Source organism: Herbidospora sp. NBRC 101105 (genome assembly GCF_030269205.1).
Taxonomy (GTDB): Bacteria; Actinomycetota; Actinomycetes; order Streptosporangiales; family Streptosporangiaceae; genus Herbidospora; species Herbidospora solisilvae.
The window spans coordinates 396540-422557 of record NZ_BSSX01000005.1 but is presented as its reverse complement, the minus strand read 5'-3'; the positions used below and the strand labels follow the sequence as shown (position 1 = coordinate 422557).

At 69.5% G+C, this 26018-nt stretch carries 30 protein-coding genes; 15 read left to right on the top strand and 15 right to left on the bottom strand.

The annotated features are described in order from the left end of the window. Nucleotides 1-213: 213 nt before the first annotated feature. Nucleotides 214-1287: a glycine-rich domain-containing protein gene (locus QSK34_RS22490; protein ID WP_285586259.1), complete on the bottom strand. Its 1074-nt coding sequence runs from the start codon at nt 1285-1287 to the stop codon at nt 214-216. Between the two features lie 368 nt (nt 1288-1655). Here QSK34_RS22490 and QSK34_RS22485 point away from each other — a divergent pair, with 368 nt between their 5' ends. Together QSK34_RS22485 and QSK34_RS22480 are read left to right on the top strand one after the other, a co-directional pair. Next, nucleotides 1656-2564 (top strand): hypothetical protein, encoded by a 909-nt coding sequence (locus QSK34_RS22485; protein ID WP_285586257.1) that lies wholly within the window; start codon nt 1656-1658, stop codon nt 2562-2564. Nucleotides 2565-2699: 135 nt separating this feature from the next. Then, nucleotides 2700-3101 carry a hypothetical protein gene (locus QSK34_RS22480; protein ID WP_285586255.1) on the top strand — a complete coding sequence of 134 codons (402 nt, stop codon included), beginning with the start codon at nt 2700-2702 and terminating at the stop codon, nt 3099-3101. Between the two features lies 1 nt (nt 3102). On the opposite strand, the gene QSK34_RS22475 is transcribed toward QSK34_RS22480, so the two are convergent. Both QSK34_RS22475 and QSK34_RS37815 read right to left on the bottom strand, forming a co-directional pair. Further along, on the bottom strand, nt 3103-4239 hold the full coding sequence (locus QSK34_RS22475; protein ID WP_285586253.1) for a thiopeptide maturation pyridine synthase: 1137 nt from the start codon (nt 4237-4239) through the stop codon (nt 3103-3105). A 73-nt stretch (nt 4240-4312) separates the two neighbouring features. Further along, nucleotides 4313-4759 carry a lantibiotic dehydratase C-terminal domain-containing protein gene (locus QSK34_RS37815; protein ID WP_353051414.1) on the bottom strand — a complete coding sequence of 149 codons (447 nt, stop codon included), beginning with the start codon at nt 4757-4759 and terminating at the stop codon, nt 4313-4315. Nucleotides 4760-5014: 255 nt separating this feature from the next. Between QSK34_RS37815 and QSK34_RS22470 the strand changes: the two genes are divergently transcribed. Then, nucleotides 5015-5434 carry a cellulose binding domain-containing protein gene (locus QSK34_RS22470; RefSeq protein ID WP_285586250.1) on the top strand — a complete coding sequence of 140 codons (420 nt, stop codon included), beginning with the start codon at nt 5015-5017 and terminating at the stop codon, nt 5432-5434. A gap of 48 nt (nt 5435-5482) precedes the next feature. Here the strand turns inward: QSK34_RS22470 and QSK34_RS22465 are convergent, their stop codons facing one another. Next, nucleotides 5483-5638: a hypothetical protein gene (locus QSK34_RS22465; RefSeq protein ID WP_285586249.1), complete on the bottom strand. Its 156-nt coding sequence runs from the start codon at nt 5636-5638 to the stop codon at nt 5483-5485. 235 nt (nt 5639-5873) lie between these two features. Between QSK34_RS22465 and QSK34_RS22460 the strand changes: the two genes are divergently transcribed. Together QSK34_RS22460 and QSK34_RS22455 are read left to right on the top strand one after the other, a co-directional pair. Then, complete coding sequence (locus QSK34_RS22460) at nt 5874-6416, top strand: MEKHLA domain-containing protein (protein WP_353051413.1); 543 nt, start codon at nt 5874-5876, stop codon at nt 6414-6416. Between the two features lie 287 nt (nt 6417-6703). Beyond that, nucleotides 6704-6862, top strand: coding sequence for a hypothetical protein (locus QSK34_RS22455; protein ID WP_285586247.1), 159 nt, complete (start codon nt 6704-6706; stop codon nt 6860-6862). A 13-nt stretch (nt 6863-6875) separates the two neighbouring features. Here QSK34_RS22455 and QSK34_RS22450 read toward each other — a convergent pair whose 3' ends face one another. Further along, nucleotides 6876-7847 carry an endonuclease/exonuclease/phosphatase family protein gene (locus QSK34_RS22450; RefSeq protein WP_285586245.1) on the bottom strand — a complete coding sequence of 324 codons (972 nt, stop codon included), beginning with the start codon at nt 7845-7847 and terminating at the stop codon, nt 6876-6878. Beyond that, nucleotides 7844-8347 (bottom strand): M15 family metallopeptidase, encoded by a 504-nt coding sequence (locus tag QSK34_RS22445; protein ID WP_285586242.1) that lies wholly within the window; start codon nt 8345-8347, stop codon nt 7844-7846. The genes QSK34_RS22450 and QSK34_RS22445 overlap by 4 nt, the downstream gene beginning before the upstream one ends. Nucleotides 8348-8434: 87 nt before the next feature. Between QSK34_RS22445 and QSK34_RS22440 the strand changes: the two genes are divergently transcribed. Both QSK34_RS22440 and QSK34_RS22435 read left to right on the top strand, forming a co-directional pair. Then, nucleotides 8435-9106, top strand: coding sequence for a response regulator transcription factor (locus tag QSK34_RS22440; RefSeq protein WP_285586232.1), 672 nt, complete (start codon nt 8435-8437; stop codon nt 9104-9106). After that, nucleotides 9099-10172, top strand: a complete 1074-nt coding sequence (locus QSK34_RS22435; RefSeq protein ID WP_285586230.1) for a sensor histidine kinase — start codon at nt 9099-9101, stop codon at nt 10170-10172. The genes QSK34_RS22440 and QSK34_RS22435 overlap by 8 nt, the downstream gene beginning before the upstream one ends. Nucleotides 10173-10191: 19 nt before the next feature. Here the strand turns inward: QSK34_RS22435 and QSK34_RS22430 are convergent, their stop codons facing one another. Continuing rightward, nucleotides 10192-10557: a VOC family protein gene (locus tag QSK34_RS22430; RefSeq protein ID WP_285586227.1), complete on the bottom strand. Its 366-nt coding sequence runs from the start codon at nt 10555-10557 to the stop codon at nt 10192-10194. 54 nt (nt 10558-10611) lie between these two features. Here QSK34_RS22430 and QSK34_RS22425 point away from each other — a divergent pair, with 54 nt between their 5' ends. After that, nucleotides 10612-11229: a DUF6461 domain-containing protein gene (locus QSK34_RS22425; protein WP_285586224.1), complete on the top strand. Its 618-nt coding sequence runs from the start codon at nt 10612-10614 to the stop codon at nt 11227-11229. Between the two features lie 48 nt (nt 11230-11277). Here the strand turns inward: QSK34_RS22425 and QSK34_RS22420 are convergent, their stop codons facing one another. The 4 genes from QSK34_RS22420 to QSK34_RS22405 form a co-directional block, all read right to left on the bottom strand. Then, nucleotides 11278-13518 (bottom strand): esterase-like activity of phytase family protein, encoded by a 2241-nt coding sequence (locus tag QSK34_RS22420; RefSeq protein ID WP_285586222.1) that lies wholly within the window; start codon nt 13516-13518, stop codon nt 11278-11280. A 119-nt stretch (nt 13519-13637) separates the two neighbouring features. After that, the gene (locus QSK34_RS22415; protein WP_285586219.1) at nt 13638-14267 is read right to left on the bottom strand and encodes a dihydrofolate reductase family protein; all 630 of its coding nucleotides are present in this window, start codon (nt 14265-14267) and stop codon (nt 13638-13640) included. Nucleotides 14268-14302: 35 nt separating this feature from the next. Further along, nucleotides 14303-15538, bottom strand: coding sequence for a PP2C family protein-serine/threonine phosphatase (locus QSK34_RS22410; RefSeq protein ID WP_285586217.1), 1236 nt, complete (start codon nt 15536-15538; stop codon nt 14303-14305). Between the two features lie 43 nt (nt 15539-15581). Next, complete coding sequence (locus QSK34_RS22405; protein WP_285586212.1) at nt 15582-15803, bottom strand: hypothetical protein; 222 nt, start codon at nt 15801-15803, stop codon at nt 15582-15584. 135 nt (nt 15804-15938) lie between these two features. Here QSK34_RS22405 and QSK34_RS22400 point away from each other — a divergent pair, with 135 nt between their 5' ends. From QSK34_RS22400 to QSK34_RS22385, 4 genes are all read left to right on the top strand, one after another. Next, nucleotides 15939-16493: a hemerythrin domain-containing protein gene (locus QSK34_RS22400; protein WP_285586208.1), complete on the top strand. Its 555-nt coding sequence runs from the start codon at nt 15939-15941 to the stop codon at nt 16491-16493. A 49-nt stretch (nt 16494-16542) separates the two neighbouring features. Next, nucleotides 16543-16785: a DUF2188 domain-containing protein gene (locus QSK34_RS22395; RefSeq protein ID WP_285586203.1), complete on the top strand. Its 243-nt coding sequence runs from the start codon at nt 16543-16545 to the stop codon at nt 16783-16785. A 42-nt stretch (nt 16786-16827) separates the two neighbouring features. Further along, nucleotides 16828-17091, top strand: coding sequence for a DUF4235 domain-containing protein (locus tag QSK34_RS22390; RefSeq protein WP_161479608.1), 264 nt, complete (start codon nt 16828-16830; stop codon nt 17089-17091). Between the two features lie 69 nt (nt 17092-17160). Beyond that, entirely contained in the window at nt 17161-17526 is a 366-nt protein-coding gene (locus QSK34_RS22385; protein WP_285586197.1) for a hypothetical protein, read from the top strand. A gap of 76 nt (nt 17527-17602) precedes the next feature. Here the strand turns inward: QSK34_RS22385 and QSK34_RS22380 are convergent, their stop codons facing one another. Continuing rightward, a complete protein-coding gene (locus tag QSK34_RS22380) occupies nt 17603-17953 on the bottom strand; it encodes a hypothetical protein (protein ID WP_030455339.1) in 351 nt (116 codons plus the stop codon). Between the two features lie 100 nt (nt 17954-18053). Here QSK34_RS22380 and QSK34_RS22375 point away from each other — a divergent pair, with 100 nt between their 5' ends. Continuing rightward, a complete protein-coding gene (locus tag QSK34_RS22375; protein ID WP_285586193.1) occupies nt 18054-18533 on the top strand; it encodes a hypothetical protein in 480 nt (159 codons plus the stop codon). Here the strand turns inward: QSK34_RS22375 and QSK34_RS22370 are convergent. Both QSK34_RS22370 and QSK34_RS22365 read right to left on the bottom strand, forming a co-directional pair. Continuing rightward, nucleotides 18512-19453, bottom strand: a complete 942-nt coding sequence (locus QSK34_RS22370; protein WP_285586191.1) for a WD40 repeat domain-containing protein — start codon at nt 19451-19453, stop codon at nt 18512-18514. The two genes, QSK34_RS22375 and QSK34_RS22370, sit on opposite strands and share 22 nt — an antisense overlap. 88 nt (nt 19454-19541) lie before the next feature. Further along, complete coding sequence (locus tag QSK34_RS22365; protein WP_285586189.1) at nt 19542-19997, bottom strand: MarR family winged helix-turn-helix transcriptional regulator; 456 nt, start codon at nt 19995-19997, stop codon at nt 19542-19544. 69 nt (nt 19998-20066) lie between these two features. On the opposite strand from QSK34_RS22365, the gene QSK34_RS22360 reads away from it, so the two are divergent. Both QSK34_RS22360 and QSK34_RS22355 read left to right on the top strand, forming a co-directional pair. Further along, on the top strand, nt 20067-22133 hold the full coding sequence (locus QSK34_RS22360) for an LLM class flavin-dependent oxidoreductase (RefSeq protein ID WP_285586186.1): 2067 nt from the start codon (nt 20067-20069) through the stop codon (nt 22131-22133). After that, entirely contained in the window at nt 22130-23041 is a 912-nt protein-coding gene (locus tag QSK34_RS22355; RefSeq protein ID WP_161479614.1) for an LLM class flavin-dependent oxidoreductase, read from the top strand. The genes QSK34_RS22360 and QSK34_RS22355 overlap by 4 nt, the downstream gene beginning before the upstream one ends. Here QSK34_RS22355 and QSK34_RS22350 read toward each other — a convergent pair. Continuing rightward, on the bottom strand, nt 23008-25998 hold the full coding sequence (locus QSK34_RS22350) for a glycosyl hydrolase 115 family protein (protein ID WP_285586184.1): 2991 nt from the start codon (nt 25996-25998) through the stop codon (nt 23008-23010). The two genes, QSK34_RS22355 and QSK34_RS22350, sit on opposite strands and share 34 nt — an antisense overlap. Nucleotides 25999-26018 lie beyond the last annotated feature (20 nt).

The window sequence follows — 26018 nt, the reverse complement described above, 5'->3', positions numbered from 1 at the left end:
GTCGCCTGCCCGCTCGGCGACCTTCTCGGGCGGGACGCCGGCGTTGAGCCAGGTGGACGGGCAGGCATGCCGGAGGTCGTAGGGGCGTCGCGCCAGGGGAGACGCGTACTCTTCGGCGCTCAGGCCATCTCACGGGCATTTCGCCAGATCCTCGAGATCGTGCTCTTCGTGTGGACGTCGCGGTGCGTGCTGGCCGAGCGGGCGCTCGGGTGGTCAGCAGGTGAAGGGGATGGACTTGCCGGTCGTGTAGAGGGTGTCCCCTGGGTGGGGGGTGCTGTTGATCAGGACCGTGATGCGCTGGTCGCCTCGGCTGATGCCCGAGACGGTGAAGGAGCCGGCGGCGTTGCCGCTGGCGTCGGTGTCCATGAACACGCCGGTGAAGACGGGGGCGCCGTCGTTGATCCTGTAGGCGAACTGCCATTTCTTGCCGGGCTGGTTGGTGCCCCTGAAGACGACCTGGACGGTGAGTGCGCCCGCGGTGCAGATCGCGGTGGCTCGGCTGTTCGGGCTGTCGATGGTCTGGCCGTAGGCGCCCTGGGTCCAGGACGCGGCAATGATCTGCTCACTGGGTGGCGCCGCGGCGGAGGTGGTGGCGGGGATGTCGAGCACGGTGAGGAGTACGTAGCCGGACTTGCCGGTGCCGCCGCTGCCCGCCGGGTTCTGGTTCTGGGTGAAGACGCCGCCTGCGCCGCCGGTGTTGGGGGCCGGGGGCAGCATGCCGTTGGCCGTGTAGCCTCCGGGCTGGCCTGCCAGGGGGCCTTGGCTGTTGGGGGTGGCGTTTCCTCCGTTGCCGCCCTGTCGGCTCAGGCCGCTGTCGGCTGGATATGTGCCGGTTCCGCCGCTGCCGCCTTGGCCGTTGGAGCCTGCGGCGCCCGAGATGTTCCCGCCGCCTCCGTTGGTTCCACCGCCGCCGCCCCGTGCGGCGACGACGACGGAGCCCGCGTGGCTGATCGTGGTGTCCCCGCCGTTGGCGCCCGAGCGGCCGGCGGCGCCGGAGACCCCCGCGGTGTAGGAGGCGGACGCGGCGCCGGCGCCACCGGCCCCGCCTGCCCCGACGACCACGGTGAGGGTGCCGTCGGCGGGTGAGGTGGTCACGAGGCCGCGCACGTAGGCGCCCGACCCGCCCGCGCCCCCGGAACCGCCGAAGCAGATCGCTGAGCTGTTGACGCATCCTCCGCCGCCTCCGCCGCCCCCGCCGCCGGCTCCCCAGGCTTCGACGAGTACGGTCGAGCCGGGCGGCACGGTGACGGTATAGGTGCCAGGGGAAGTGAATTCCTGCAGTTTCACCCAAATGTCCCTTCACTGGTGCGTCGGGGGCAGCGCTGACTCAGACTCGCCCGATCTCCCTTATGGGACAAGAGATCAAAAGTCATCCATTTGTGTGACGAGTATCGAACCGGGTGGCTAGTAACCATTCGCGCGGCAGAATGCGGCACCCGGCGCGGAAAGACACTGCGGCTTCTGGATTCACGTGGCCACCTCGAGTGGACCTTGCGGCGGCGACCACCGGGTTGCTGCAGGCCGAGAACCACAAGCCGGTTGCTTCGAGTTTCGAGTTCATCCGCCGGCAGTTGGGCGCTCACGGGCATTGCGGAGAAAGCCGACGGCACGCACGATCGGAAATGCCGCACATGCGCGTACGGGGGAGGCACCGCATGCCGGAGCAGACAGCTGGTGAGCAGGCCGTCGCGCCGAAGCACACCGGAATCGCCTATACGACCTGCCGGTGGGTCGTCGCGGTGATCCTCGTGCAGTACGGATTCGCCAAGGTCTTCGGCGCTCAGTTCACCGTGCTCGACTCCGAGCTCGACAAGCCCATGGGCACGGTGAGCGGTTTCTGGTTGACCTGGTACTACTTCGGCTACTCGCCGATCTTCGGCAACATGCTCGCGCTGCTGCAGATCGGCCTCGGCCTGGCGTCGGCGTTCCGCCGCACCGCCCTGCTCGGGGCCGCTGGGGCGGCGCCGCTGCTGGCGGGGATCTCCGTGCTCAACCTCTCCTACAGGATCGCCCTGGACGCCCTGTTGATCTCGCTGATCGGCGCAGGTTGCGCGGGATACGTCCTGTGGGGGCATCGCCGGCGACTCGCAGCGGTGTTCTGGCACGAACAGAATCCCGGCGCCGGACGTCCCCGCTGGGTGAGCGTTGTGCCGCTGGCTCTGCTGCTCGTGCTTCCGGCGTCGTGCTCGTACTACATCGCGAACTACAACAACCGGTTGCCCACACCGCTCGACGGCACGTGGGATGTGACAGCGGGCGCCTTCCAGCCGGAGGGCCTGCCCGGCCCCGTCGAGCGTGTCTACTTCGAACACAACCGCGCTTACCAAGTCGTGCTGCGCAGCGAACACACGTGGCAGCGACACCATTTCGAGGTGGATCCAGCCGCCTCGACCATCACGATCTGGCAGACCTGGCTCAGCAAGGGCGAACAACTGTTGTCCGGCCGCTACGTCCTGACCGGCGACCGGCTCGCGATCACAGCCACGGATACGACCTCTGGGCGACCACTGCTTTGGGAGCTGCGGAAAAGGGCAACCTCAGGGAGCGTGTCTTCCGAAAACTGATCACGGCCGGAAAGATGGAAGACCATTGGCGGTGTCCGCAGAAGGACGGTGGCCGTGTCAGCCGCTTCGCCAGAACAATTGCAGGATGAGGCTCCTCGCCGGTCATCGAGTAGGCGACTGCGGTGGCTTCGCCGAATGGCGATCGTGTTCACGCCGATTCTTCTGCTCCACGCGCTCATCATGGCGCCCACCTGGATTCATGATTATGAACTGGCTGATTTCACAGACCGGGTGTTGAGCCACCCTCTTCCGCCGGGGGCCGATTTCGGCGAGTACGAGGCACAAGGTGTCGTGACACCCGGTGCCGGCTTGAAGGACTTGTGTGGCTACCGGGTCCGTTTCGATCTGGACACATACCTGTCTGCGGAAGAAGTGCTGAAGTACTACGAGGCAGCGAAGATCGGCGCGCTGCTGGAGATCAACGTGTGGACGTTGTCCCAGCCTGCCGAGCCGGAATACGGCGATCGTTCCCGAATGATCGTCGAGATTCAGGACAACGGTCACGACGGCGGAGGCTGGGATCTGCGTTGCTGGTGATCTAGCCGAGTGCGTGGCGGCGCATCGACTCCACGCCCGAGACCCCGTAGACCTCCTCCACCGCGTTCGCCAGCAGGTGGCAGGTGCGGAAGCGGTCGAGCGGGGTCAGGCCCAGCCTCGTCAGGTGCAGGTAGGTGTAGTTGAGCACCACCCGGTAGCGCAGGAAGTCGGGGCGGTAGCCGGGGGTGCCGAACATCAGGGCGTGCAGTTCGCCCCTGGTCTCGGCCGGGGTGTCGTCCATGGTCGGCAGCAGGTGCACCACCCGGTCGGCCCTCTCGCGGTAGGTCTCCACGAGCGCCGCCCACTCCCGGACGAACGGGCTGTCCCCGTCTCCGTCGATGGTGTCCACGACCTGCCTGACCCGTTGGGTCAGCAGGGCGCGGCGGGAGTCGTACACGCCGTCGAAGGAGCGGCGGGCGGCCTCGGGGTCCTTGGACCACATGAGGTAGCCCTCGGCGTGCACCCGGAACGACAGGTAACTGCGCTCGATCGGGTGGGAGGTGTGGGCGACCGTCAGGAGCAGGGCCATGGCCAGGTCGGACTTGCCGTCGCGGCCGTCGCGGCAGTGGTCGAGCATCGTGAACAACAGGCGGGTGCTGTCGCTGTAGAACGACGTGAGCAGGTCGACGGCCTCGTCGCCGCCCAGGACGTGGCGGCGGTCGTCGAAGGGGAACTCGACGATCGAGTTGTCGGCGGGCCACGGCGTGAGCGGGCCGTGTTCCTGCTCGCGGGCGGCCATCAGGCGGTGCCGGGCCAGGCTCTCGGCCTGGTCCACCACGTAGGTCGACGGGTGGTCGCGTAACCAGCCGCCGACGACCGTGCCGATGCGGGGGCGCACCACCTCGTCCCAGATCCGCTGGTCGGCCTTCACGTTGACGCGCACGTGGGGGCCCTGGCGCCAGTGGCGCACCACGTACGCCGCCTCGACGTAGTCGCGGATGTCGGCCAGCAGGGGCCGGACGGCGTCCAGGAGCAGGGGATCCTTGTCCGGTTCGTGGTAGAAGACGTGGACGCTGTGCCACATGGCGATCACCTTCGCAACGCGGCCGGCGCGGGCCGCCAGAGTCGAGATGTGCGATTCCGGGCCGGGGCGCAGGCCGATCCGGTTGTGGAACAGGTGGGCGCAGCGCAGCAGCACGCGGGCCCGTTGTGCGTCGTCGCCTATGACCGCCAGGTCGCCGGTCGTCTCCGGGAGGCTCGCCGCGAGGTCGTTACTCGAGGCGGCCCAGGTACCCAGCAGGCCGTCTTTCCGGTGCCAGGAGGGTTCGGTCTGTGGGACCAGCGCGGGCGGGAGCAGGCGGCGCCGCTTCGGCGAGGTTGGGCTGGCAGGCGGCCATCGTCAACGTGAGGACGGCGAGACCGACGACGGTCCTGCGGTCCAACGCGGGAGCGCCGTGGAGGACGTCGAGGGCGGGGGAGCTGGAGATGGCGAAATGTCGTTCGACGGCGGGCATGTTTCCGTAGACACGCTCTTCCGGCTCATACGGGATGAATACCACGCTGCCGGCCGGGAGGAGGGCCGGGTCGTGATTCTCGCGGCGTTCCCCTTTCGCCGGCACGGCCGCCGGTAGGCCGGGGCGTCGACGGGTGGTCGGCGAACCATCGGGCGCTTGGGCCCTGATCTCGTCGCGGGGCACCCCTTTCAGGCGCAGCCGCACGTACGGGCGCGAACGCAGGTCGTCGAGGTCGCCGGTGTGGAACAGGTGACGTGCAGGCCGCCGGCACGGGCGAATTTATCAGACAGTCATCAAGTCATTTTTTCCACTGTTTTGTGGACCGTAATCCAGGAATTGTCTGGAGGGGGATCGGTGAAACTTTCAACGCCATTGACGGTATTCGATGCCGATCGTACCGTTCCGCTAATCGCCTGTGCCCGCCGATTCACAGCGTGCACTTCCTGACAGGAGAGGCCCATGACAGAACGACGTGTCCGACGGCGCCTGGCCGTGTGGCTGGTGGCCGCCCTGGTCGGCGTGTTCACCGTCGTCACCCCCGCCGGCGCCGCCACCACCTGCACGCTCACCTTCAAGGCCAACTATCGGGGAGACGTCGGCAGCCAGCACAGATGGCAGGTCGACGCGACGTTGACCAACACCGGCACGACCACGTCGACCACCTGGCAGGCGGTCATCGACTTCCCCTTGTCGTCGGGCGCGGTCATTCACCAATTCTGGAACGCGACCAGGCCGTCGACGAACGTGTGGGGCCCGGTGGGGTGGAACGGTGCCCTTCCGAAGAACCAGCGGGCCACCTTCGGGTTCGATATCGGCATGCCCATCCCGAACACCTCGCCGCCTCTTCCCACCTCCAGTTCGTGCACCATCACCTATTAAAAGGAAACGGGCGGGTCTCCGCGAGGCTCGCCCGTCAGCTCGGGAGAATTACGAGATGACGAATTTCTCGTAATGTCCGACGACGTCGGCGCGAGCCCGGAGCATGCCGTAGCCGTCGCCCGGGTAAGCCGGTTCGGCGCTCACATATCCGTTGTTGGCGAGGGACTTGATGGTGCGGTATTCCTCGCCCTTGCACTCGATCACGAACTTCTCGAACGAGGCGATGCCGATCGGGCGCCCGCAACATGCCGGCGTCGGCGCCCTTGTAGTTCTTCCCGGCGCCCGGTGCTAGATGGTGACCTTCTCCCAGGCGCCGACCGCATTCGTGCCGCGCTCTTGATCACGCGCAGCTTCAGTCGACGCCGACTCGCCTGTGCCGAGTCTTTCGCCGCGAACGACGAATCGCGATAGGGAAATCCCTGCGATTAACGTGTAATTGATGCCATGGATCACGAATCTTCCACTTGTTCTCCGGATGGTCGTAGTGGTGCGACCAGTGCCGATCATGCCCTACCCTCAAGACGGAAAAATCGGTACAGAGAATGGCTCTCGCGTGAACCCGGATTTCTTCGATCTGCTGAGGAGTTGTCACCTCCGTCTCGTCGGCGCCCCGCTCGGAGGGCCCGACGCCACGGCGCGATGGCTGTATGAGGACGCGCCTTTCTGCGTGCTGGCGCACGACGCGTCCGATGACCCGCGTTTCACCTATGCGAACCGCACCGCCCAGCGCTGCTTCGAGTACGACTGGGCGGAGCTCGTCGGCATGCCCTCCCGCCTCTCGGCCGAGCCGGATCGGTGGGAGGACCGCCAACGGCTTCTGGACGCCGTGCACCGAGACGGCTTCGCCGAGGGTTACCGCGGGCTGCGGATCGCCAAGTCGGGCCGCCGGTTCTGGATCGAGGACGTGACGATGTGGAACCTGGTCGACGACGGCGCGCTCGTGGGCCAGGCGGCGACCTACGGGCATTGGCGAGACGCCTGATTGCCCCCTGGGGCTCAGGTTCCAGTCGTCACGTGTGTACAGAGAAACGAAGCCCGCCCTCTTCAGGCCTCCTGGGACTTCGGGACCGCGATCCTCCCCGTCACGTGGGCTTGCCGGAGTCAGCCGGGCGTCAGGCCACCACCGGGTCAGGATCGGCCCGGCCCCCCCGAGGCGCGACCCGAGTTCGGCACCGTGCGCGACATCCGCGGCCGCAGCGCCGGCAACCCGTTCTTCGTCTGGGAACTGGCCCGGCTCCTCGGCGACGGCGACGCGCCCCCGAGGGGGTTGTGCCAGCAGTCGAGTTCGTCGTTCAGGCGACGAAGGGCAGTTTCGTCGCGAACGCCACCGAATACGAGGTGCGCCCGGGCGTCAAGGTGACGCTGAACGGCTTACGCCGCAGGGGCGAGGTGACCAGCATCAAACAGGTCCGTGCCCGCATCATGTGACGCCGGCCCGGATTCACCAGCTGATCCCGGCCGCCACCGGGAGATGGTCGCTGCCGGTGGCGGGCAGTACCCACGACCTTCTCGGCTGTACGCCGCGCACCAGCACCTGGTCGATCCGCACCACCGGGAACGCCGCCGGATAGCTGAAGCCGAAGCCCTCCCCGGCCGCCTCCTGGGCCGAGCGCAGGTGGGCGGTCAGGCCGGTGAACGCGCGGTCGTCGGTCGTGCCGTTGAGGTCGCCGAGCAGGACCAGCCGCTCGTTCTCCTCCGCCGCGACGGCCTTGGCGAGGGCGCGTGCGCCCCGGTCGCGGCTGTCGGTCCAGAAGCCGTTCCTCGGAAAGACTCGCACGGAGCCCAGGTGGGCGACGTACACGACCAAGGGGCCCCGGTCGGTGGACACGGTCGTGCGCAGCGCCCGGTTCTCGGCCAGTTCGGCGGCGGCGGGAATGGTGTCGGCCAGCGGGCCGGCGTTCGTCTCCAGGTCGACGGGACGGGTGTCGGTCAGGGGCAGTCTGCTCCACAGGCCGACCGTGCCCTGGATCGTGTGGTGCGGGTACGCCTCGGCGAGTTCCTTCTCGTACACGGGCCTCGCCTGGGGGGTGAGCTCCTCCAGGGCCAGCAGGTCGGCGCCGGAGGCGGCCAGGGCGCGGGCGGTGCCGGTCGGGTCGAGGTTGGCGGCGCCGACGTTGTGAGTCACCACGGTCAGGTCGCCGCCCGGCTGGGACTTGTCGATGAGCAGGCCGCCGAAGAGGGCCAGCCATACACCCGCCGGGAGCAGCAGGGCGACCGCCGCGACGGCGGAGCGGCGCCACAACGCCCCGGTCAGCAGCAGGGGGATGAACACGCCGAACCACGGCAGCGTGGTGTCCACCAGGTTGCCGAGGCCGCCGCGGTCGGTGATGTGGGCGTGCAGGAGCATGATCAGGCCGAGCAGCAGGGCCGTCGCCGTGAAGATCGGTCCACGCTTCCACGGGGTGGTGGTCACTGGTGCATCCTCGGGTCCTGGGTGGGGTCGTCGTACATCGCCGGACAGGCGTTCCCGGCGCGGAGTTCGTAGTGCCAGGGTTCGTTCCGGTAGATCTGGCACAGGCCGTAGCGGGCGCCGTGCTGCGACAACCAGGAGATCGTGTCGGTTCCGCCGAGGTCGACGGCGTCGCCCACCACGTGGCGTGATCTCTTCGCGGTGGCGACCCATCGGGCCGCCTCCTCCTTCGAGCCGTACGTCTTGACCGCGTCCCGAAGCAGCTGGTTCTGGCGTTCGGGGGAACGCCAGCCGCTGTTGACGTAGAAGGTGACGCCCTCCTCGGCCGCGTCGGTCGCCGCCTCGCGCAGGGCGTGCAGGAGATCGGGGTCGAGGTTGCGCACACCCGGATAGCCGTCGTCGAACACCGTCACGCCTTCGGGGAGCGCGCCGTCGGCGCAGGTCGTGGGGGCCAGTGCGGTGAGGGCCACGACGAGGAACTGGAGGATCCGGTTTCGGGGCATGCCGCCAGTGAAGGGAGGGCGGTGTTGCCGGTGCGTATGCGGTTTTCGATACGTGGACGATATGCGCCGGTTCGTAGCATCGAGACCGTGCGTGTGCTGATCGTCGAGGACGAACCCTATCTGGCCGAAGCCGTCCGCGACGGTCTCCGGCTGGCCGCGATCGCCGCCGACGTCGCGGGTGACGGCGACACCGCGCTGGAGTTGCTGAGCGTCAACGACTACGACATCGCCGTCCTCGACCGCGACATCCCCGGTCCGTCGGGTGACGACATCGCCCGGCACATCGTGGCCTCCGGCAGCGGCCTGCCGATCCTCATGCTCACCGCGGCCGAGCGTCTCGACGACAAGGCGTCCGGGTTCGAACTCGGCGCCGACGACTACCTGACCAAGCCGTTCGAACTGCGGGAGCTGGTCATGCGGCTGCGGGCGCTCGACCGCAGGCGGGGCCGCACCCGCCCGCCGGTGCGCGAGGTCGCCGGGCTGCGGGTCGACCCGTTCCGCAGGGAGGTCTTCCGCGACGGCCGCTACGTCGCGCTGACCCGCAAGCAGTTCGCCGTGCTGGAGGTGCTGGTCGAGGCCGAGGGCGGCGTCGTCAGCGCCGAAGAGCTGCTCGAACGGGCCTGGGACGAGAACGCCGACCCGTTCACCAACGCCGTGCGCATCACCGTCTCGGCGCTGCGCAAGCGGCTCGGCGAGCCGCAGGTCATCGTCACCGTGCCCGGCGCCGGATACCGGATCGAGGAGGGCGACCGTGGATAGAGCACCCGGGACGAGTGTGCGCCTGAGGCTCGCCCTCAGCTACGCCGGGTTCCTCATGCTCGCAGGCTGCCTGCTGATCGGGGTGGTGTGGGTCTTCACCCTGCGCCATCTGCCCGAGTACACGGGTGTCCCCGGCGGCGTGCTGGTCCGCTCGACCCTGCTGGGCGACTTCGTGTCGGCCACGGGGGTGGTGCTGGTCTTCCTGCTCGTCTTCGGCCTCGTCGGAGGGTGGATCCTCGCCGGACGCATGCTTGCCCCGCTCACCCGCATCACCGACGCGACCCGGCTGGCCACGACCGGGTCGCTCTCCCACCGGATCCGGCTGCCCGGCCCCCAGGACGAGTTCCGCGAACTCGCCGACGCCTTCGACGGCATGCTCGAACGCCTCGAAGCCCACGTCGCCGAACAGCGGCGGTTCGCCGCCAACGCCTCTCACGAGCTGCGCACCCCGCTCGCCGTCTCGAAGGCTCTGCTGGACGTGGCCCGCACCGACCCCGGCCACGACCCCGGCGAGCTCCTCGAACGCCTGCACGCCGTCAACACCCGGGCGATCGAGCTGACCGAGGCGTTGCTCCTGCTCAGCCGGGCCGACGAGCGGTCGTTCACCCGGGAGCGCGTCGACCTGTCGCTCCTGGCGGAGGAGGCCGCCGAGACGCTCCTCCCCCTGGCCGAGAAACGCGGCGTCACCGTCGAGACCTCCGGTGACATCACCCCGACCATCGGGTCGCAGCCGCTGCTGCTGCAGCTGACCACGAACCTCGTGCAGAACGCGATCGTCCACAACCTGCCCGACCGGGGCGCCGTGTGGGTCAGCACCAGCGTCCGCCCCCGGAGCGTGGTGCTGGCCGTCGAGAACACCGGCCAGGTGCTCACCCCGCAACGGGTCGCCACGCTGACCGAGCCGTTCCAGCGTGGCACCGAGCGCATCCACACCGACCACGCGGGCGTCGGCCTCGGCCTGGCGATCGTCAAGACCATCACCCACGCCCACGCCGGCACCCTGACGCTCAGCCCGCGCGCCGCCGGGGGGATCCGCATCACCGTCGAACTGCCCGTCGCGAGCTGATTCCGCCACCGTCGCCGGGTCAGGTCACGCGGGTGCGCAGGAGGCAGAACTCGTTGCCCTCCGGGTCGGCCAGGACGTGCCAGCTCTCCTCGCCCGTCTGCCCGACGTCGGCGGGCTTCGCGCCGAGGGCCAGCAGGCGCTCCAGCTCGGCGTCCTGGTCGCGGTCGGTGGGGCTCACGTCGATGTGCAGCGGCAGCTTGCCGGTCTTCGGCTCGTCGCTCGAACTGAGCACGAGCACCGGCCGATGGCTCTCGTCCTCGTGGCCGATCTCGATGAAGGTCTCCTCGCGCCCGAGGACGACGTAACCGAGCACCTCACACCAGAACGCGGCCAGCCGCTCGGGGTCGCGACAGTCGATCACCAGTTCACTGATACGGCACGCCATCCCGCCGGTGCTACCCAGCGATCTTTGTCGTACGCGTCTGAGAAGGTGCCCGACATGAACGACGTCTACCACCATTACCGGAAACTCCTCGGCGGCAGCTGGATGGGAGAGGCGATCTGCTGGACGGTCGTCGTCCCCCACGACGGGAGACCGCTGACCCTGGCCGAGATCGGCGAACGCGTCAGCGGCGGCGAGGGCTACAAGGCGTACGGGCCGGAGGTGTTCGAGTATGGCGAGGAGGGGGTTGAGTACTCCGACGACTTCGAGTGGGCGATGCTGGTCGATCACTCCGGTCCGGTGACCGCCATCCTCGAAAACAACGGGTTCAAGGGTGTCTACGACCCGGTGCTGCCGCGGTTGAGCGTCGGTGGACGGGCCTACAGCGCCTACTGGAACGTCAACGGCACCAACCGGCTCAGCTTCGCGGCAGACGGAGAGATGGTGTTGTCGTTCGACAGCATGTACTTCGACGAGTCGATGGACCTGTCGCGATGGCCCGAACTGCTGACCATGGCGCCTGATTTCGATTGGCGGAAGGGAAAGAGCTGGCGGGCGGCGATGCTGGCGGCGATCGAGATGGCCACCGGAGCCCGGCTGACCGAGGAATGGGTCGGAGCAGGGCGGTCGTTCCTGACCTCACCGGAAGCCGTCTTGGACCTGTCTGAAGACTAGAAAGCCCAGGCCGGCGAGCACCCGGCCTGGGCTTTTCTCGTTAGGGCGTCAGCCGCGCAGCCCCGGCACGTCGATGACGATCACTTCGGTGTCGTCGGCGCGGCCCGGGATGCGGCCGTCGTTGCCGGGGAAGTTGTTGTCGTTGGCCACGATCACGCGGTCGCCCGACAGGGGCAGGACCGACTCGACCGACTGGAGCGGGAAGGAGAACAGGTCTCCGACGCCGTACTCGTTCGGGCGGGCCGGGGTGGAGACGCCCTTCGGGTCGGCGATGCGCATCAGGTCGACGGCGGTGCGGCGGGGGAGCACGCCGTTCGCGTCGGCCTTGTCGAGGTCGGTGACGACCAGCTTCTTGACGAACGAGGTCTGGCCCATGCCGTTGTCGCGCTCGATCAGCAGCAGGCGCTTGCCGTCGAGGACCTGGGCGTCGCCCACGAACAGGCCCGGGTCGTCGACGCGGAAGGTCCAGGTCTTGCCGGTGTAGGCGCCGGCGCGGACGTCGAACTCGTACACGATGCGGCGACGCTGGTCGGGGTCGCCGGTCTTGGCGCGTTCGAGGATCGGGTAGAGGGTGTAGCCGTCCTCGCTGGCGGCCATGGCCTCGAAGCCGCCGCTGCCGGGCAGCGTCGGGGTCTCGCCGGGCTTCAGCTCGTTCGACTGGGGCGACTTGGTGCCGTCGAAGAGGGGAATGGGGGCGCGCAGGACCTTGCCGGTCCTGTCGACGTTCACCAGGTAGGGGCCGAACTCGTCGCCGATCCACAGGGTGCCGTCGGCGTCCCACTGGAGCGACTCGATGTCGAAGTCGGCGCCGGTCAGCAGGCGTTCGGGGGTGTTGCCGTTCACGATCGGGAACGGCACCTTGCGGTCGGGGTCGCGGAAGCTGATGTGGCTCTTGACCTCGATCTCACCCGACTTGTAGTCGGGCTCGATGTAGTAGGCGCGCAGCAGGAAGTCGGGCGAGTTGTCCTTCGAGCCGAAGCCGTTGTCGGGCATGCCGAGCAGGCGGTTGGCGTTCTTCGAGCCGCGGGTGTGCGGGATGACCGCGGAGAAGCCGGGGATCGGCTGGCCGGGGAACGGCGGGGTGATGCCGTTGACCGGGGTCTTCGGCATGAAGTTGCCGGAGATCGGGCCGGGCTGGTAGTCGGTCGCCGACAGGATCGCGCGGTCGCGCAGCGTGGCCTCGTCGGGGACGTTCACGCTCAGCTCGTAGAGGCGGGTGATCTGCGTCGCGCTGTTGTTGTCGTCGGAGATCAGGTAGAGCACGCGGGTGTCGTCGTCGAGACGGTCGCCGAGCGCCATGCCCTCGATGTTGTCGAGCAGCGGGTTCGGCTGGGGCTGCTTGGTGGTCGCGCCCGACGGGGGGCAGTCGGCGATGTCGGCCAGCAGCTTCTTGCCGAGCCAGGCGCGCGGGTCGGTCAGGGTCGAGAGCGAGGCGACGCCCGACACGTCGGGGGCGCCGGTGGCGGTGACGCGGTAGATCCGCACGGTGTTGCCGACGCCGGCGGTGAAGCCGCGCTCCATCGCGAGGAACTGGTCGTCGCCGAGCGCCACCAGTTCGACCAGCCCGAGGTTGGGGTCGGTCTTGTACGCGTACTGCGCGGCCGGCGTGTAGTCGCCGCCGGGCGTGCCGGTGTAGCGCAGGATGCGCTGGCGGCCCGCGCCCGACGCCTCACGGCCGTCGGTGAGCAGGGGGCCCTCCATGCCGGCGTACAGGGACGTGCCGTCGGGCGAGGTGGTGAGCGCCTCGAAGGCCAGGTTGACCGGCGACTCGCCCGCGGGGGTGATCCGGAACCGGGCCGGGACCTCGAACGAGGCGGTCTGCACGCCGTCGGACAGGCGGAACCGCCGGATCGACGGCTCGGTCTCGGAGCTCGCCAGGACGGTGTGGCCGTGCGGCTCGACGACGAGCCCTTCACCGTCGAAGTCGGTGCCGTTGTAGGGGGTGCCGTCGGCCCGCTTCAGCGTCGTCATGCCGACGACCTGGGCGTCGTCGCCGGAGAGGGCGACGTCGTAGACGCGGGCGGGGACGGTGCCGGTGTTGTCCGAGAGCGCCAGGACGCGGTCGTCGCGCAGCCGCGCGATGGCGGACAGGCCCCCGACGGGGGTGCCCTCGAACGTCTTCTTGTCCAGGCTGTCGGTGAAGCCGCGCAGGCCCGCGTCCGCAGAGCAGGGGGCGCCGAGGTTCACATCATTGGACGTCGCCGCGCCGGCCGCCGGGACCGTCACGCCGAGCATGGCGATGACCGCCGCGGTGGCGAGGGCGGGGGCGGGCCACCTTGTGCTGGGCACAAGTACCTCCGGAATTTCGTGATGCGGGGTGATCCACCCGCTGGAGACGAGCGAAGTCCCCGCAGCCCGCCAACGCAGAACCATGCGTCAAACACACCATGAACATCTGCGCTCGGGATTCACGACGCGCGGGCGCCCATGTCGCCGGTGGCCGGTGTGCCCTCGGCGAGCCCGTAGCGCAGCAGCACCGCTCCCTTGGCCGAGGTGACCGGCGGCTCCAGGAGGGTGAGGTTGGCGGGGACCGCGCCTCCGTCGAAGACCTTCTTGCCGACGCCGAGCACGATCGGATGGATCCACAGGTTCAGCTCGTCGAACAGCCGCTCGCGCAGCAGGGTCTGCACCAGGTTCAGGCTGCCGATCACGTGCACGTGCTCGTGCCTGTCGCGCACCTCGCGCACGGCGCCGGCCAGATCGGGGCCCAGCAGCGTCGACCCGGCCCAGCCGAGCTCCGGCTCACCGCGGGAGGCGACGTACTTGGGGAGGCCGTTGAACAAGGTGGCGATGCCGCCGTCGACGCCGTCGGTCTGGTACGGCCAGTGAGCGGCGAAGATGTCGTAGGTCCGGCGGCCGAGGAGCAGGGCGTCCATGCCTGCCATCCCGGAGCCGACGTGCCGCCCGACGGTGTCGTCGAACAGGGGCGCCTGCCAGCCGCCGAACGGGAAGCCGCCGTCGGGGTCCTCCTCGGGGGTGCCCGGCGCCTGCGCGACCAGGTCGAGGGTGGCGAACAGGTCGATGTGGATCAGGCCCATGGTGATCTCCTGGTAGGGGGCGTTCTACGTCGGTGTCAGGTGCGCGGGACCGGCCAGTCGGCGGTCTCGAGCTCCCGGTCGGCGTCGGGGCCGCGCCACTCCACGATGACCACCGTCGCGTCGTCGCGCAGCACGCCCTTGTGGTAGACCAGCACGGCCTGGACGAGCCGCCGCAGCGTCTCGGGCACCGGCAGGCCGCTCTGGTTGTTGCGGATCACGAAGTCGACGAACCGGTGCACGCCGAACTCCCGGCCGGAGGCGTCGCGGATCTCGGTGATTCCGTCGGTGTAGAGGATCAGCCGGTCGCCGGGTTCCAGCTGCTCGCGGCAGGTGGTGACCGGCAGGCCCAGGTCGAGCCCCATCGGATGGGCCGGCTGGCAGTCGAGCATCGTGGTCCAGCGACCGCCGCGCAGCAGGATGGGCAGCGGATGGCCCCGGTTGACCCAGGTGAAGACGCCGGTCCGCAGGTCGAGGTCGCCCATGACGGCGGTGACGAACCGCTGCGCCCGCCCGAACTCCTCGATGAGGACCGCCTCGATGTCCTCGCTGTTCTTGGCCAGCGAGGCGCCCTCACGGCGGTTGTTGCGGGAGGCCGCCATGGCCAGGTTGGCCGTCAGCCCGGCCGAGACGTCGTGGCCCATGGCGTCGAAGACGGCGACGTGCAGCTTGTCGCCCGTGAGCGCGTAGTCGAAGGCGTCGCCGCCCACCTCGTAGGCGGGTTCGAGCACCCCCGACACGCTCACGCGGTCGCTGGCGAAGGTGAGCGGAGGGATGAGCCGCCACTGCATCTCGGCGGCGACGTTCATCTCCCTGGTGCGGACGATGCGGGCCCAGGTGTCGCTGTAGCTGTGCATGCTCGTCAGCAGCAGGGCGACCACCGACGAGAGGTGACGGGCGGACATGTGGTCGAAGGGGGCGCCGCCCATGTCGACCCTCAGGACGCCCAGCCGGCTGGTGCCGTTGAGGATCGGGATCCACCAGTAGTGGGGATCGCCGTGCTCGTCGCGCTGCGTGAGGGTGCGGACCTCCTGGAAGGCGAGGCCGGGCAGGCTTCCCTCGACCGGGAACTCCTCCGGTACGTCGCCCGTCTCGCCCCCGCGGCCGGGCAGCAGCCGCAGCACCTGCTGCTGGAGGTCGACCAGGTAGATCACGACATGCGCGAACCCCGCCTGCGGGGTGTGGGTGGCCAGGAGCGACGGCAGGTCGTCGATGGAGCGCAGATGACTGCTTTCGATCAGGCCGGCCAGCATTCGCTCGTAGCCCGCAGACATGATGCCAATGGCCTACCCGCCTGCGAACTGGAGAAACGACGGCCTAGCCGTGACCGGGCTCCTCGGGGTCGGTGGGGGCCATGACGGTGTCGTCCATGACGCCGATCAGCTTGCCGACGGGCACCAGCGCCACCAGCACGACCAGGCAGGTCCAGAACAGCGGCATGGAGCCGATGATGAGCCCGACGCCGCCCAGGATGAACACCAGCAGGAAGACGCCGGCGTAGATCCACGAACGCGGTCGGCCGTGTCGGTTCCGGGTCATGGTGAGCCCACTGCCCGAGCGGGTCCTGCCCATGCCTTCAATCGGACATAAAGGACAAAAGTTAAGGTCTACCGAACATCGGGACACCTGCGAGGGGTAGGGGGCCAAGACGTCCGAGAACCGAGGGAGTTCGCCATGGACACCCAGCAGATCGATGTCGTCACCTTTCTGAAGCACCAGCACGAAGAGATCAAGGCCCTGTTCGCCGAGGTCGAGTCGGCCCAGGGCGACGCCCGCGAGGAGGCCTTCCGCCGGCTGGTCCACCTGCTCGCCGTGCACGAGACCGCCGAGGAGGAACTCGTCCACCCGTACGCCCGCAAGGTCGTCGCCGACGGGAGCATGGTCGTCGACCAGCGGCTGGAGGAGGAGAACGAGGCCAAGCAGGCCCTGTCCGACCTTGAGGAGATGGGCACCGACAACCCCGACTTCCTCAAGCATCTGGACGCCCTGCGCACGGACGTCATCGCCCACGCCGAGGCCGAGGAGCGGTTCGAGTTCCCGCAGCTGCAGACCGGGGGCGACCCCGACCGCCTGCGCCAGATGACCGCCGGGGTCAAGGCCGCCCAGAAGACGGCCCCCACCCACCCGCACCCGGGCGTGGAGTCGGCCAAGAAGAACATGCTGCTCGGCGCGCCCGCCGCCCTCATGGACCGGGCCCGCGACGCCATCCGCAAGATCATGCACCACTGATCTCCTCGAATCGGGGTAGCGGTGGGGCACCCCGATCGGAGGAGCAGTGATGGCAGGACAGGCCAACTCACGCGACGTGGTGAGACAGGAAGACGGGCAGTGGGCCGTCACCAAGCCGGGCGGCAGCCGGGCCAGCGCGTTGTTCAGCACGCAGGACGAGGCGATCAGGCGAGCGACCGACATCCTCGCCGCCGACGGCGGAGGTGAGCTGCGCGTGCACGGCACCGACGGCAAGGTGCGCGACCAGCGCACGATCGCACCCGGCAACGATCCCCACCCGCCCGCCGGTTGATCGGCCGACTACCTGTGGGCGCCTCGGGTAGCGCGTACCGGCATGAACAAACTAGCGGTGCGTGGCGCGAGCGCGCTGAGCGGCATGATCGGCGGCGCGGTGGCGAGCCTGATCTTCAAGCAGGTCTGGAAGCTGGCCGCCGGTGAGGACGAGGCGCCGCAGGCGACCTCGCCCGACTACGGATGGGGCGAGGTGGTCGTGGCCGCCGCGATCCAGGGGGCCATCTTCGCGGCGGTGAAGGCGGCCATCGACCGGGCCGGCGCCGAGGCCTATCGGCGCTCGACCGGCGAATGGGTCACGGACTGACCCGCCGATCTACCCGACCGGCACGGGATGGTGACCGTTTGCCCATCCCATGCCGGGCAGGGGGTGGGTATGACCGTGACACGATTCAAGGACCTGCCCCTCGCCGACCGTTCGCGGGAATGGGACGGCAGCGCCGCCGAGAGCCGCGTCCGTGAATGGGCGGGCGCCGAAGACGAGCCCGACGCCGCCTACCGCGACGCCCATGTCTGGTACGACGGCGACGCCCCCGGCAACTTCGGCAGCTACAAGCTGCTCATCGCCGACGTCGTCGACGGCAAGCTGAAGGCGGTGCCGCGTGCCGTCATGGCCGCCGGCGGCATCCTCCAGGGCGCGCGCGGCGGCGTGAAGATCCCCGAAGACGAGGTCGGCCGGGTCAAGGCCCACCTGGCCAAGTACTACGAGAAGATGGGCGAGACCGCTCCCTGGGAGCGGTGAGCCGACATGCGGAGGCCCGCACCCGGGCGTTCGGCCAACCCCCTGTCGCCGAACGCCGGATGCGGGCCCTGCCGCGTCACGGAAGCTGGTTGTAGCCGGTGTAGTAGTTGCCGACCTGCTCCCGGTAGGCCGGGTCCTTGTAGGTGTCCTGGTCGAACTCCGGCGCGTTCTTGATCTCTTCCTTCGTCCGGGCGAGGAAGACCTTGCGCTGCTGGGGGTCGATCTCGGTGATCGTGCTGGCGGGCATGATGACCTTCTTGCCGAAGATCCAGAAGCCCGTGTCGACGACGATGTAGGCGTCGCCCACGGCGTCGCTCTGCTCGTCGACCTCGCCGATCTTGCCGTCGACGGCCTCGACGTCGAACCCGATCACGCTCACCCCGGCGCCGGAGACGACGCCTTCCTGGTAGCTCCACGGCTCGTACATGTAAGCCCCTTTCGCTGGTTGCTGCTGAGAGGGCCGCTACCCGTCGCGCGAGGGCCAAACGTGCCGCGAACCGATCGATCTTCGATTCCGTTTCAGGGGCATGTGGCGTCGTCTTCTTCTCGTCCTCGCGCTGGCCGCGGGGACGCTCGTCTTCTCGTCCGTGCCCGCCTACGCCTGCAAGTGCGCCCTCACGCCGGTGAAGGAGCGGGTGCAGAACTCCGCGGTCGTCTTCACCGGGGTGGCCACCGGGTTCAAGGCCGCCGGGTCGCCCGCCCGGCAGCACGTCTACACGTTCCGGGCCGACCATGCGTACAAGGGAAAGCCGAAGGCGACCGTGAAGGTGGCCACCAACACCGAGAGCGCCGCGTGCGGGGTGAAGTTCGCGCGCGGCGCCCGGTATCTGGTCTTCGCCTACAAGTCCGACGGCCGTCTCGTGACCGGGAGTTGTTCCGGGAACACCCGGGTCGCCAAGGGGACCGGGCCGTTGAAGGCCGCCGACCTGCCCACGGGCGTCGACCCGGCCACGATCAAGCAGCTGGGGAAGGCCAAAGCGATCCGTCAACCCCCGCAGGCGGCGTAGGTGAAGGTGTCCTTGAGGATGTCGTAGCGGTCGCGGACCGTGGTGACGCCGGTCTTCGTGTCGTGCTCGAAGACCGTCATCCGGTTCGGGACCTTCGGCAGGTTCTGCGACACGTGGAGGGTGACCTGCCCGGGGCCGGTCCAGTCGAGCATCTCGACGGTGCCGCCCTTGGGCAGCTTGATCGGGTTGCTCCGCTCCACCTGGGCGGTCTCCAGGTCCGAGACGACGAGCTTGTCGCCGGACACGAGGGTGGCGACGGTCCGGGCGTCGGCGTGGAGGGCGTTGGGGCCCCAGCCGTTCACGTCGTCGGCCGGGCGGCCCTGGCGCAGCAGGCGGCCCGACCGGTCGTAGACGCGGAAGACCTCGTCGGTCGCGCTGGTCAGGATCTCCTTGCCGTCGCCGCTGAAGCCGATGAACTCGCGCTTGGTGGGCAGCAGGCCGAGCCGCTTGCCCTTCTTGGTGTCGAAGATCATCGTCCGCCGGTCGGTGACGGCCAGGCTGGCGCCGTCGTCGGACAGGCGGAACCACACGTTGTACTGCACGACGTTCTTCGGCAGCGTGCCGGCGGGCAGCAGGGTGACCCCGCCGCCCAGCGTCCGGACGGCGATCCGGCCGTCCTTGCGGAAGTAGGCGATCTTCTGGCCGTTCCCGCTGATCGCCACCGGAGCGGCGGCGAAGCCGACCGGCCTGCCTTTGCCGTCGAGCGCTTCGAGCTGGGCGTCCTTGAGCTGGATGATCTGGCCGTGGTGCGTCACCAGCCGCCAGTTCCCGCACAACACGGTCGCCTTCTTGACCTTGCACGCCTTGGCCGACGCGTAGCGGATGCTGTCGCCGTGGTGCGGCGCGGCCTGCGCGGCGACCGGCACGGCCACCATGGCGACGACCGTCGCCGCCAGCGCGACCAGAACCCTGATCTTCATCTTTACCCCCTGGTTGTGTTCCCCGTCACATCCTTGGATGCGGGCAGAGGGTGGCGGGTTGGTCACAGATCGGAAACGATGGCGCGGCTCACTTGTGGGTGATCTCGATGCGGTCGAGGAGGGTGGCGGAGATCTCCGCGAGGGCGGTGACCTGCTCGGGGGTGAGGGTGTCCATGACGTAGCGCTTGACCGCCGCGTCGTAGTGCTTCCTGGCCTCGCAGGCCAGTTCGCGTCCGCGTGCGGTGAGGCGGACGGCCGAGCCGCGGCTGTCCTCCTCGCAGGCCTCCCGGGTGATCAGGCCGCGCTGCTCCATGCGGCGGAGCTGGTGGGACAGGCGGCTCTTCTCCCACTCCAGGCCGCAGCGCAGCGCCAGTGAGCGCACCGACTCGTCGGGGCGTTCGTTCACGGCGACCAGGACGTCGAAGTCGGCCTCGGACAGGCCGGTGGCGGCGGCGAGCTCGCGGCCGAGGACGCCGCTGAGCCGGACGCGCATGCGCTGGTAGCTGGCCCAGGCGAGGGCCTGGGGGTCGGTGAGATCGGCCATGAACCCAGATTAGTTGATGCGTCAACCTTGACGTATATTGGTTGACGTATCAACCTAAGGGAGTCCCCCATGAACTATGGCCACGCGCTGCGGTTCGGCGCCCTCACCGGCCGCACCGAGCTGGTCGAGGAGCTCGGCTACGACCTGGCGATGGTCCCCGAGTGGACCGGGTTGTCCTGGCTGGCCGGGCGGACAAGGCGGATCGGCCTGGTCGGCCGGCTCGACGTCGCCGAATGGAACGCCGCCGTGCTCGGCCGGTCGGCCGCCGGGCTCGACCTGCTGTCGGGCGGCCGGGTCGCGCTCACGCTCGGCACCTCGGGCGACGTCGCGGCGCTGGCCGAGGCGATCGAGGTGATCCGGGCGATCTGGGACGCCTCGGCGCCCCGGCTCACCTATGACGGCGTCCACCATCGGCTCGCCGGCGCGGAGCCGGGGCCCGAACCGGCGCACGACGTGCCCATCTGGGTCACCGGCGACGATCCCGCCGTGCTGGAGCTGGCCGGACGGCAGGCGGACGGGTGGGTCGGCGTCCACGATCCCGAGCGGCCCGAATGCCCGCGTACCGCGAACAAGCTGATCGACGAGGCCGCCATGGCGGCCGGGCGGGACCCCCGGGAGATCCGGCGTGTCCTCGTCGTCACGGGCGACGTCCCGGCGGGGGTGCTCGACGACGGGTTCGGCACGATCGTCCTGCGCAGCGACGACGAGGCGGTGCTCACGCGCTTCGCCCGCGAGGCGATCCCCGCGCTGCGGGCCGCCGCCCCCGGCGGGCTCTCCGACCGGCCGGTCCGGCCCGCCGCCGTGCTCGCCGAGCGCCGCGGGGGCATCGACTACGACGGCGTGCCCGAGTCGCTGGCCGCCACGGCCGTCGAGCCGGGCGACCGGAACTACGGGCGGTTCCGGTCGAACTACCTGCGGGGCGGCTCTCCGGGGCTGCTGCTGTTCCCGCGCGACCCTTCCGAGGTCGCCGACGCGCTGGCCTTCGCCCGCCGCCACCCCGCGCTGCCGCTGGGCGTGCGCAGCGGCGGCCATGGCGTCAGCGGCCGGTCGACCAACGACGGCGGGATCGTCATCGACCTGCGGCACCTCGACGCCGTCGAGGTGCTCGACGAGAGCACCCGCCGGGTGAAGATCGGTCCGGGCGCCCGCTGGAACAAGGTCGCCGCCGCCCTGCGCCCCCACGGGTGGGCGCTCGGTTCCGGCGACTACGGCGGCGTCGGGGTCGGCGGGCTGGCCACGGCGGGTGGCATCGGCTACCTGTCGCGCAAGCACGGGCTCACCATCGACCACCTGCGGGCGGTCGAGATCGTGCTGGCCGACGGGTCGGTGGTCAGGGCCGACGAGCACGAGAACGCCGAGCTCTTCTGGGGGGTACGCGGCGCCGGCGCCAACTTCGGGATCGTCACCTCCTTCGAGTTCGAGGTCTCGGAGGTCACCGACGTCGGCTGGGCCCAGCTCGTCATGGACGCCGCCGACCAGGCCGGCTTCCTGCGGCGATTCGGCGAGGTGGCCTCGACGGCCCCGCGTGACACCACGGCCTTCCTGATCATGGGACCGCCCCGGCGCGGCCGGCCGGCCGTCGCGCAGATCATGGCCATGGTCGACTCGGCCGACCCCGAGGTCATCGTCGAGCAGCTCCAGCCGTTCGCCGGCATCTCGGCGCTCTACCAGCAGCAGGTCGTCGTCGCGGCGTACGCCGACGTGATGGACAACGCCCACGGCGGCGACCACCAGGGGCAGGGCGAGCCGGTGGCCCGGTCGGCGTTCGTCCGCGAGATCACCCCGGCCTTCGCGGCGGCGGCGGCGAAGATGCTGGCCAGCGGGGTCGTGTACTTCTTCCAGATCCGCACCGTCGGCGGCGCGGTCGCCGACGTCCCGGCCGACGCCACGGCCTACGCCCACCGCGACGCCGGTTTCCAGGTCACCGCGATGGGGATCGACGACAAGCAGATGGACGCGCTCTGGGAGGCGAGCCGCGAGCACTTCGACGGCCTCTACCTCAGCTTCGAGACCGGCCTCGGCAAGGTCGCCGACGCGTTCCCGCCGAAGACCCTCGACCGGCTGCGGGCGCTGAAGCGCCGCTACGACCCGGACAACGTCTTCCGCGACAACTTCAACATCAGGGATGAGAAATGAGCGACTACGGCCACGACCTGCTGTTCGGCACCTTCGTCAGCCCGGCGATCGAGCCGGTCAGGCACGCCGTCGACCACGCCAGGGCCGCCGAACGGGCCGGGCTCGACCTGGTCACCTTCCAGGACCACCCCTACCAGCCGCGGTTCCACGACACCTGGACGCTGATGTCCTACATCGCGGCGCAGACCGAGCGGATCAGGCTCAGCGGCAACGTCACCAACCTGCCGCTGCGCCAGCCCGCCGTGCTGGCGCGCAGCGTGGCGAGCCTCGACCGGCTCACCGGCGGGCGGATCGAGCTGGGCATCGGCGCGGGCGGGTTCTGGGACGCCATCGCGGCCATGGGCGGGCGGCGGCTGACCCCGGCCCAGAGCATCGAGGCGCTGGAGGAGGGGATCGGGATCATCCGCCAGATCTGGGCCGCCGACGAACGCGGCGGGGTGCGGTCGGACGGGCCCTACTACCCGGTGAAGGGCGCGAAGCGCGGCCCCGCCCCGGCTCACGACGTGGGGATCTGGGTGGGGGCGTACAAGCCGAAGATGCTGGCGCTGACCGGCCGGGCGGGCGACGGCTGGTTGCCGTCGCTGCCCTACCTGCCGGGCGGCCCCGCCGACCTGACCGAGATGAACCGGCACATCGACGAGGCCGCCCTCGCGGCCGGACGCGAGCCGAGCGCGGTCCGGCGCCTGCTCAACATCACCGGCGAGTTCACCTCGGCGAACCGCGGCCTGTTGCAGGGACCGCCGGAGCAGTGGGTCGAACAACTCGCCGGGCTGACCGCCGACTACGGCATCAGCGGTTTCCTGCTGATGTCCGACGATCTGGCCAAGACCGAGCTGTTCGCCGAGGAGGTCGCCCCGGCGGTCCGCGAGGTCGTTCAGAAGTGGCGGCTCGGCGGCGGGCCGAGGTAGCTGGTCAGCAGGCCGCCGGTGTCCACGACGATCTTCTGGACGACGACCGTCGGGTCGACCATCCAGAACTTGAGCGTGTGGGCGCCGGGTTTCGTGATGGTGTGGGTGGTGACGGTCCGGTTGACGTTGTCGGAGGTGTTGCGCTCCCACTGCTTGTTCATCCGGGTGTCGTCGGCGCCCGTGGCCGCGATGACGTCGACGACCTGGGGCGCGGCGTCGTCGATGGAGACGGCGTACTTGAGGCCCTCGGTCGGGAGCACGTTGTTGCGCGGCGACAGGTAGGCCCAGACCTTGACCGGACCGGTCGTGAACAGGTGCAGGTCGTACGCCAGATGGGGGCTGTTCCCTCCGGGGGTCTGGCGGGGCGCGGTGACCGGCCACGGGGTGAGGCCGTCGCCGGTGCGGCCGATGCCGGGGATCCTCTTCCACGAGCCGACCGTCTTGGACGGGCGGGCGGCTTCGAGGGAGACGTACCCGCCGGCCTCGACGAAGCCCTTCACCGGGCCCGACGGGTTCTTCACCACGGCCCGCACCACCGAGGTCGAGCCGTTCGGGCCGGTCACCGTGATGGGCACCTCGGTCGTGCCGCGCGGGGCGCGCGACCAGTCGACCTTCAGCGTGCTGCGGACCTGCTTGTCGAGCCGGCCTCTGGAGGGTTCGGCGCGCAACCACGGCACCGACGGCCTGATCTGGTACTCGAACGGCACGGTGCCCTTGTTGTAGACCTCGATGTACTGGTCGGGCGCACTCTGGTAGGGACTGAACTCCGGCAGCGTCGCGGGCTCCACGCCCATCTCGGCGACGGCCGGGACGGTGATGCGCCGGAGCGCGGGGTAGAAGGCGTCGGGCAGCGCGACGTGGTTGAGTTCGGGCTGCTGCCAGGGGGCGTTGGGGCCGTAGCGTTCGACGTCGCCGTAACCGATCTTGGGCTGGAGCTGCCAGTTCTTCCACTTCCCGCCGGCGAGGCCGGTGTTGTAGTGGTCGGACGTGGCCTGGTCGTCGGCGAAGCGGGCCTCGGCGACGTCGGCCAGGTCGTTGGTGGCGGCCCGGCCCTGGGCGGCGTAGCGGATGTTGGTGAACTGGGCCAGACGGAGGGCGTAGAGGTTCGCGGTCGCCTTCACCTGGTAGAGGACCAGCTGGAAGTAGGCGTCCTGGGCGTTCTGCGGCAGCCTCTTCGCGATCTTCTCGGCGCGTGCCGACAACGCGGCCCACTCGGCCGTCACCCGTTCGGCCTCCCGGTAGTTGGTCAGGCTGTAGGGGCTGGCCTGGTCGTCGTAGACCACCGCGGAGGAGTCGGTCGGCAGGTCCTTGGTGGGATCGAGGCTGATCAGCCGGTTGAGCAGCTCGGGCTTGCGGCGCGACTGGAGGGCCGCGTAGTCGTGCAGCACCTCGGCGATCTCACTGGCCTGGCCGGCGCCGAAGTTCTGGGCGGCGTAGCCGCGCTCCCAGTCCGTGATCTTCTCCAGCGGGATGGGCTTCCAGGCGTAGTCGAGGAAGAACTGCGTCGGCAGCTCCTCGTTCTTGAAGTCGCCCACGTTGACCACCCAGAGCCGGTCGACTCCGTAGGTGTACGACAGGTTGAGCTGCTCCCAGATGTTCGGCAGCTGGTTGGTGTCGACCCACTTGTAGTTCCGGCCGCCGCCCACGTAGTCGAAGTGGTAGTAGAGCCCGTAACCCCCGGCCCGGGGCGGCGCGCTCCGGTCGGGCAGCTTGCGCATGTTGCCCCAGTTGTCGTCGGTGAAGACGACCGTCACGTCGTCGGGCACCCGCATGCCGCGGTCCCAGTAGCGCTGGACCTCCTTGTAGAGCGTCCACACCTGCGGCACGTCGGTCATGCCCTCGGCGGCCAGCAGCTCGCGCTGCGTGCCGACGATGTCGGTCATCAGGTCGATGCCGTCGCCGTCGGGCAGGCTGACGTCGCCGTTGCCGCGCATGCCGAGGGTGACCACACCCTCGAAGTCCTCGTTCTTCATCCGCTGGATGCCGTCGCGCCAGTACTGCGTGATGGCCTCGCGGTTGCGGCGGAAGCTCCAGTCGCCGTTGCCGCCGTAGGGGTCGCTCGTGCCCGCCACGGCGTGCCGGTTCCACTCCTCGATGCCGCGCATCATCGGCGCCTCGTGGGAGGTGCCCATGACGATCCCGTACGCCTTCGCCGTCGCGTGGTTGGCCGGGTCGTCCTCGGCGAACGCGCGTCCCCAGACGGCGGGCCACAGGTAGTTGGCCTTCAGCCGGAGCATGGTCTCGAAGACCTTGGCGTAGAGGTGCCGGTTGAACCCGCCCGGGTAGCCCGGGGCCAGGCCCGGCCCGAAGAACTCCGGCCCCCAGGTGCCGAGCGCCGGGTTCTCGTCGTTGATGAAGATCCCCCGGTACTTGACCGCCGGGGTGCCCTGGGTGTGCCGCCCCGGCTCGACGTAGAGGGCGTTCCTCTTCTGTACGGGCACGTCGTCCCACCAGTACCAGGGTGAGACGCCGATCTCCTTCGAGACGTCGTAGACCCCGAAGATGGTGCCGCGCTGGTCGCTGCCCACGATCACGAAGGCGCTCCGCACCCCGGGCAGCGGGTCGCGCACGACCTGCTCGATCGTGGTCTCCCACTTGCCCCGGATGCCCGACACGTCGAGCTTGCCGCGTGCGACCAGCTGGTCGATCAGCGGGCTGCGCCCGAGCGTGCCGACGATGACGACCTCGCCCCCGGCGGGCGGGGCGGTCGAGACGACCGGCTTGACGCCGGTGACCTTCTCGACGTCGGTCTGGAGGTCGCCGACGGCCCGGGTCACTCCCGGGAAGTCGGCCTGGCTGACGTGGATCGCCGCCGCTCTGCCGTCGGCGACCAGCGGAAACCGGCCGTGGCCGGGAGTGCTCTTGATGTACGAGCCCGACGAGACGTCATGGGCCTGCGCGGGCGCCACCAGCGTCGTGAAGACGAGGGTGGCGGCCAGCACTGTTCGTAAGAGCATGGGGGTGGCTCCTTCGCTCC

What these genes read in the sequence shown, in the direction of transcription:
- QSK34_RS22485 (WP_285586257.1), top strand. Translation starts at nt 1,656, where the DNA reads ATGCCGGAGCAGACAGCTGGTGAGCAGGCCGTCGCGCCGAAGCACACC.
- QSK34_RS22480 (WP_285586255.1), top strand. Translation starts at nt 2,700, where the DNA reads ATGGCGATCGTGTTCACGCCGATTCTTCTGCTCCACGCGCTCATCATG.
- QSK34_RS22470 (WP_285586250.1), top strand. Translation starts at nt 5,015, where the DNA reads ATGACAGAACGACGTGTCCGACGGCGCCTGGCCGTGTGGCTGGTGGCC.
- QSK34_RS22460 (WP_353051413.1), top strand. Translation starts at nt 5,874, where the DNA reads ATGCCATGGATCACGAATCTTCCACTTGTTCTCCGGATGGTCGTAGTG.
- QSK34_RS22445 (WP_285586242.1), bottom strand. Translation starts at nt 8,347, where the DNA reads ATGCCCCGAAACCGGATCCTCCAGTTCCTCGTCGTGGCCCTCACCGCA.
- QSK34_RS22430 (WP_285586227.1), bottom strand. Translation starts at nt 10,557, where the DNA reads ATGGCGTGCCGTATCAGTGAACTGGTGATCGACTGTCGCGACCCCGAG.
- QSK34_RS22425 (WP_285586224.1), top strand. Translation starts at nt 10,612, where the DNA reads ATGAACGACGTCTACCACCATTACCGGAAACTCCTCGGCGGCAGCTGG.
- QSK34_RS22415 (WP_285586219.1), bottom strand. Translation starts at nt 14,267, where the DNA reads ATGGGCCTGATCCACATCGACCTGTTCGCCACCCTCGACCTGGTCGCG.
- QSK34_RS22410 (WP_285586217.1), bottom strand. Translation starts at nt 15,538, where the DNA reads ATGTCTGCGGGCTACGAGCGAATGCTGGCCGGCCTGATCGAAAGCAGT.
- QSK34_RS22405 (WP_285586212.1), bottom strand. Translation starts at nt 15,803, where the DNA reads ATGACCCGGAACCGACACGGCCGACCGCGTTCGTGGATCTACGCCGGC.
- QSK34_RS22400 (WP_285586208.1), top strand. Translation starts at nt 15,939, where the DNA reads ATGGACACCCAGCAGATCGATGTCGTCACCTTTCTGAAGCACCAGCAC.
- QSK34_RS22395 (WP_285586203.1), top strand. Translation starts at nt 16,543, where the DNA reads ATGGCAGGACAGGCCAACTCACGCGACGTGGTGAGACAGGAAGACGGG.
- QSK34_RS22390 (WP_161479608.1), top strand. Translation starts at nt 16,828, where the DNA reads ATGAACAAACTAGCGGTGCGTGGCGCGAGCGCGCTGAGCGGCATGATC.
- QSK34_RS22385 (WP_285586197.1), top strand. Translation starts at nt 17,161, where the DNA reads ATGACCGTGACACGATTCAAGGACCTGCCCCTCGCCGACCGTTCGCGG.
- QSK34_RS22380 (WP_030455339.1), bottom strand. Translation starts at nt 17,953, where the DNA reads ATGTACGAGCCGTGGAGCTACCAGGAAGGCGTCGTCTCCGGCGCCGGG.
- QSK34_RS22375 (WP_285586193.1), top strand. Translation starts at nt 18,054, where the DNA reads ATGTGGCGTCGTCTTCTTCTCGTCCTCGCGCTGGCCGCGGGGACGCTC.
- QSK34_RS22370 (WP_285586191.1), bottom strand. Translation starts at nt 19,453, where the DNA reads ATGAAGATCAGGGTTCTGGTCGCGCTGGCGGCGACGGTCGTCGCCATG.
- QSK34_RS22365 (WP_285586189.1), bottom strand. Translation starts at nt 19,997, where the DNA reads ATGGCCGATCTCACCGACCCCCAGGCCCTCGCCTGGGCCAGCTACCAG.
- QSK34_RS22360 (WP_285586186.1), top strand. Translation starts at nt 20,067, where the DNA reads ATGAACTATGGCCACGCGCTGCGGTTCGGCGCCCTCACCGGCCGCACC.
- QSK34_RS22355 (WP_161479614.1), top strand. Translation starts at nt 22,130, where the DNA reads ATGAGCGACTACGGCCACGACCTGCTGTTCGGCACCTTCGTCAGCCCG.
- QSK34_RS22350 (WP_285586184.1), bottom strand. Translation starts at nt 25,998, where the DNA reads ATGCTCTTACGAACAGTGCTGGCCGCCACCCTCGTCTTCACGACGCTG.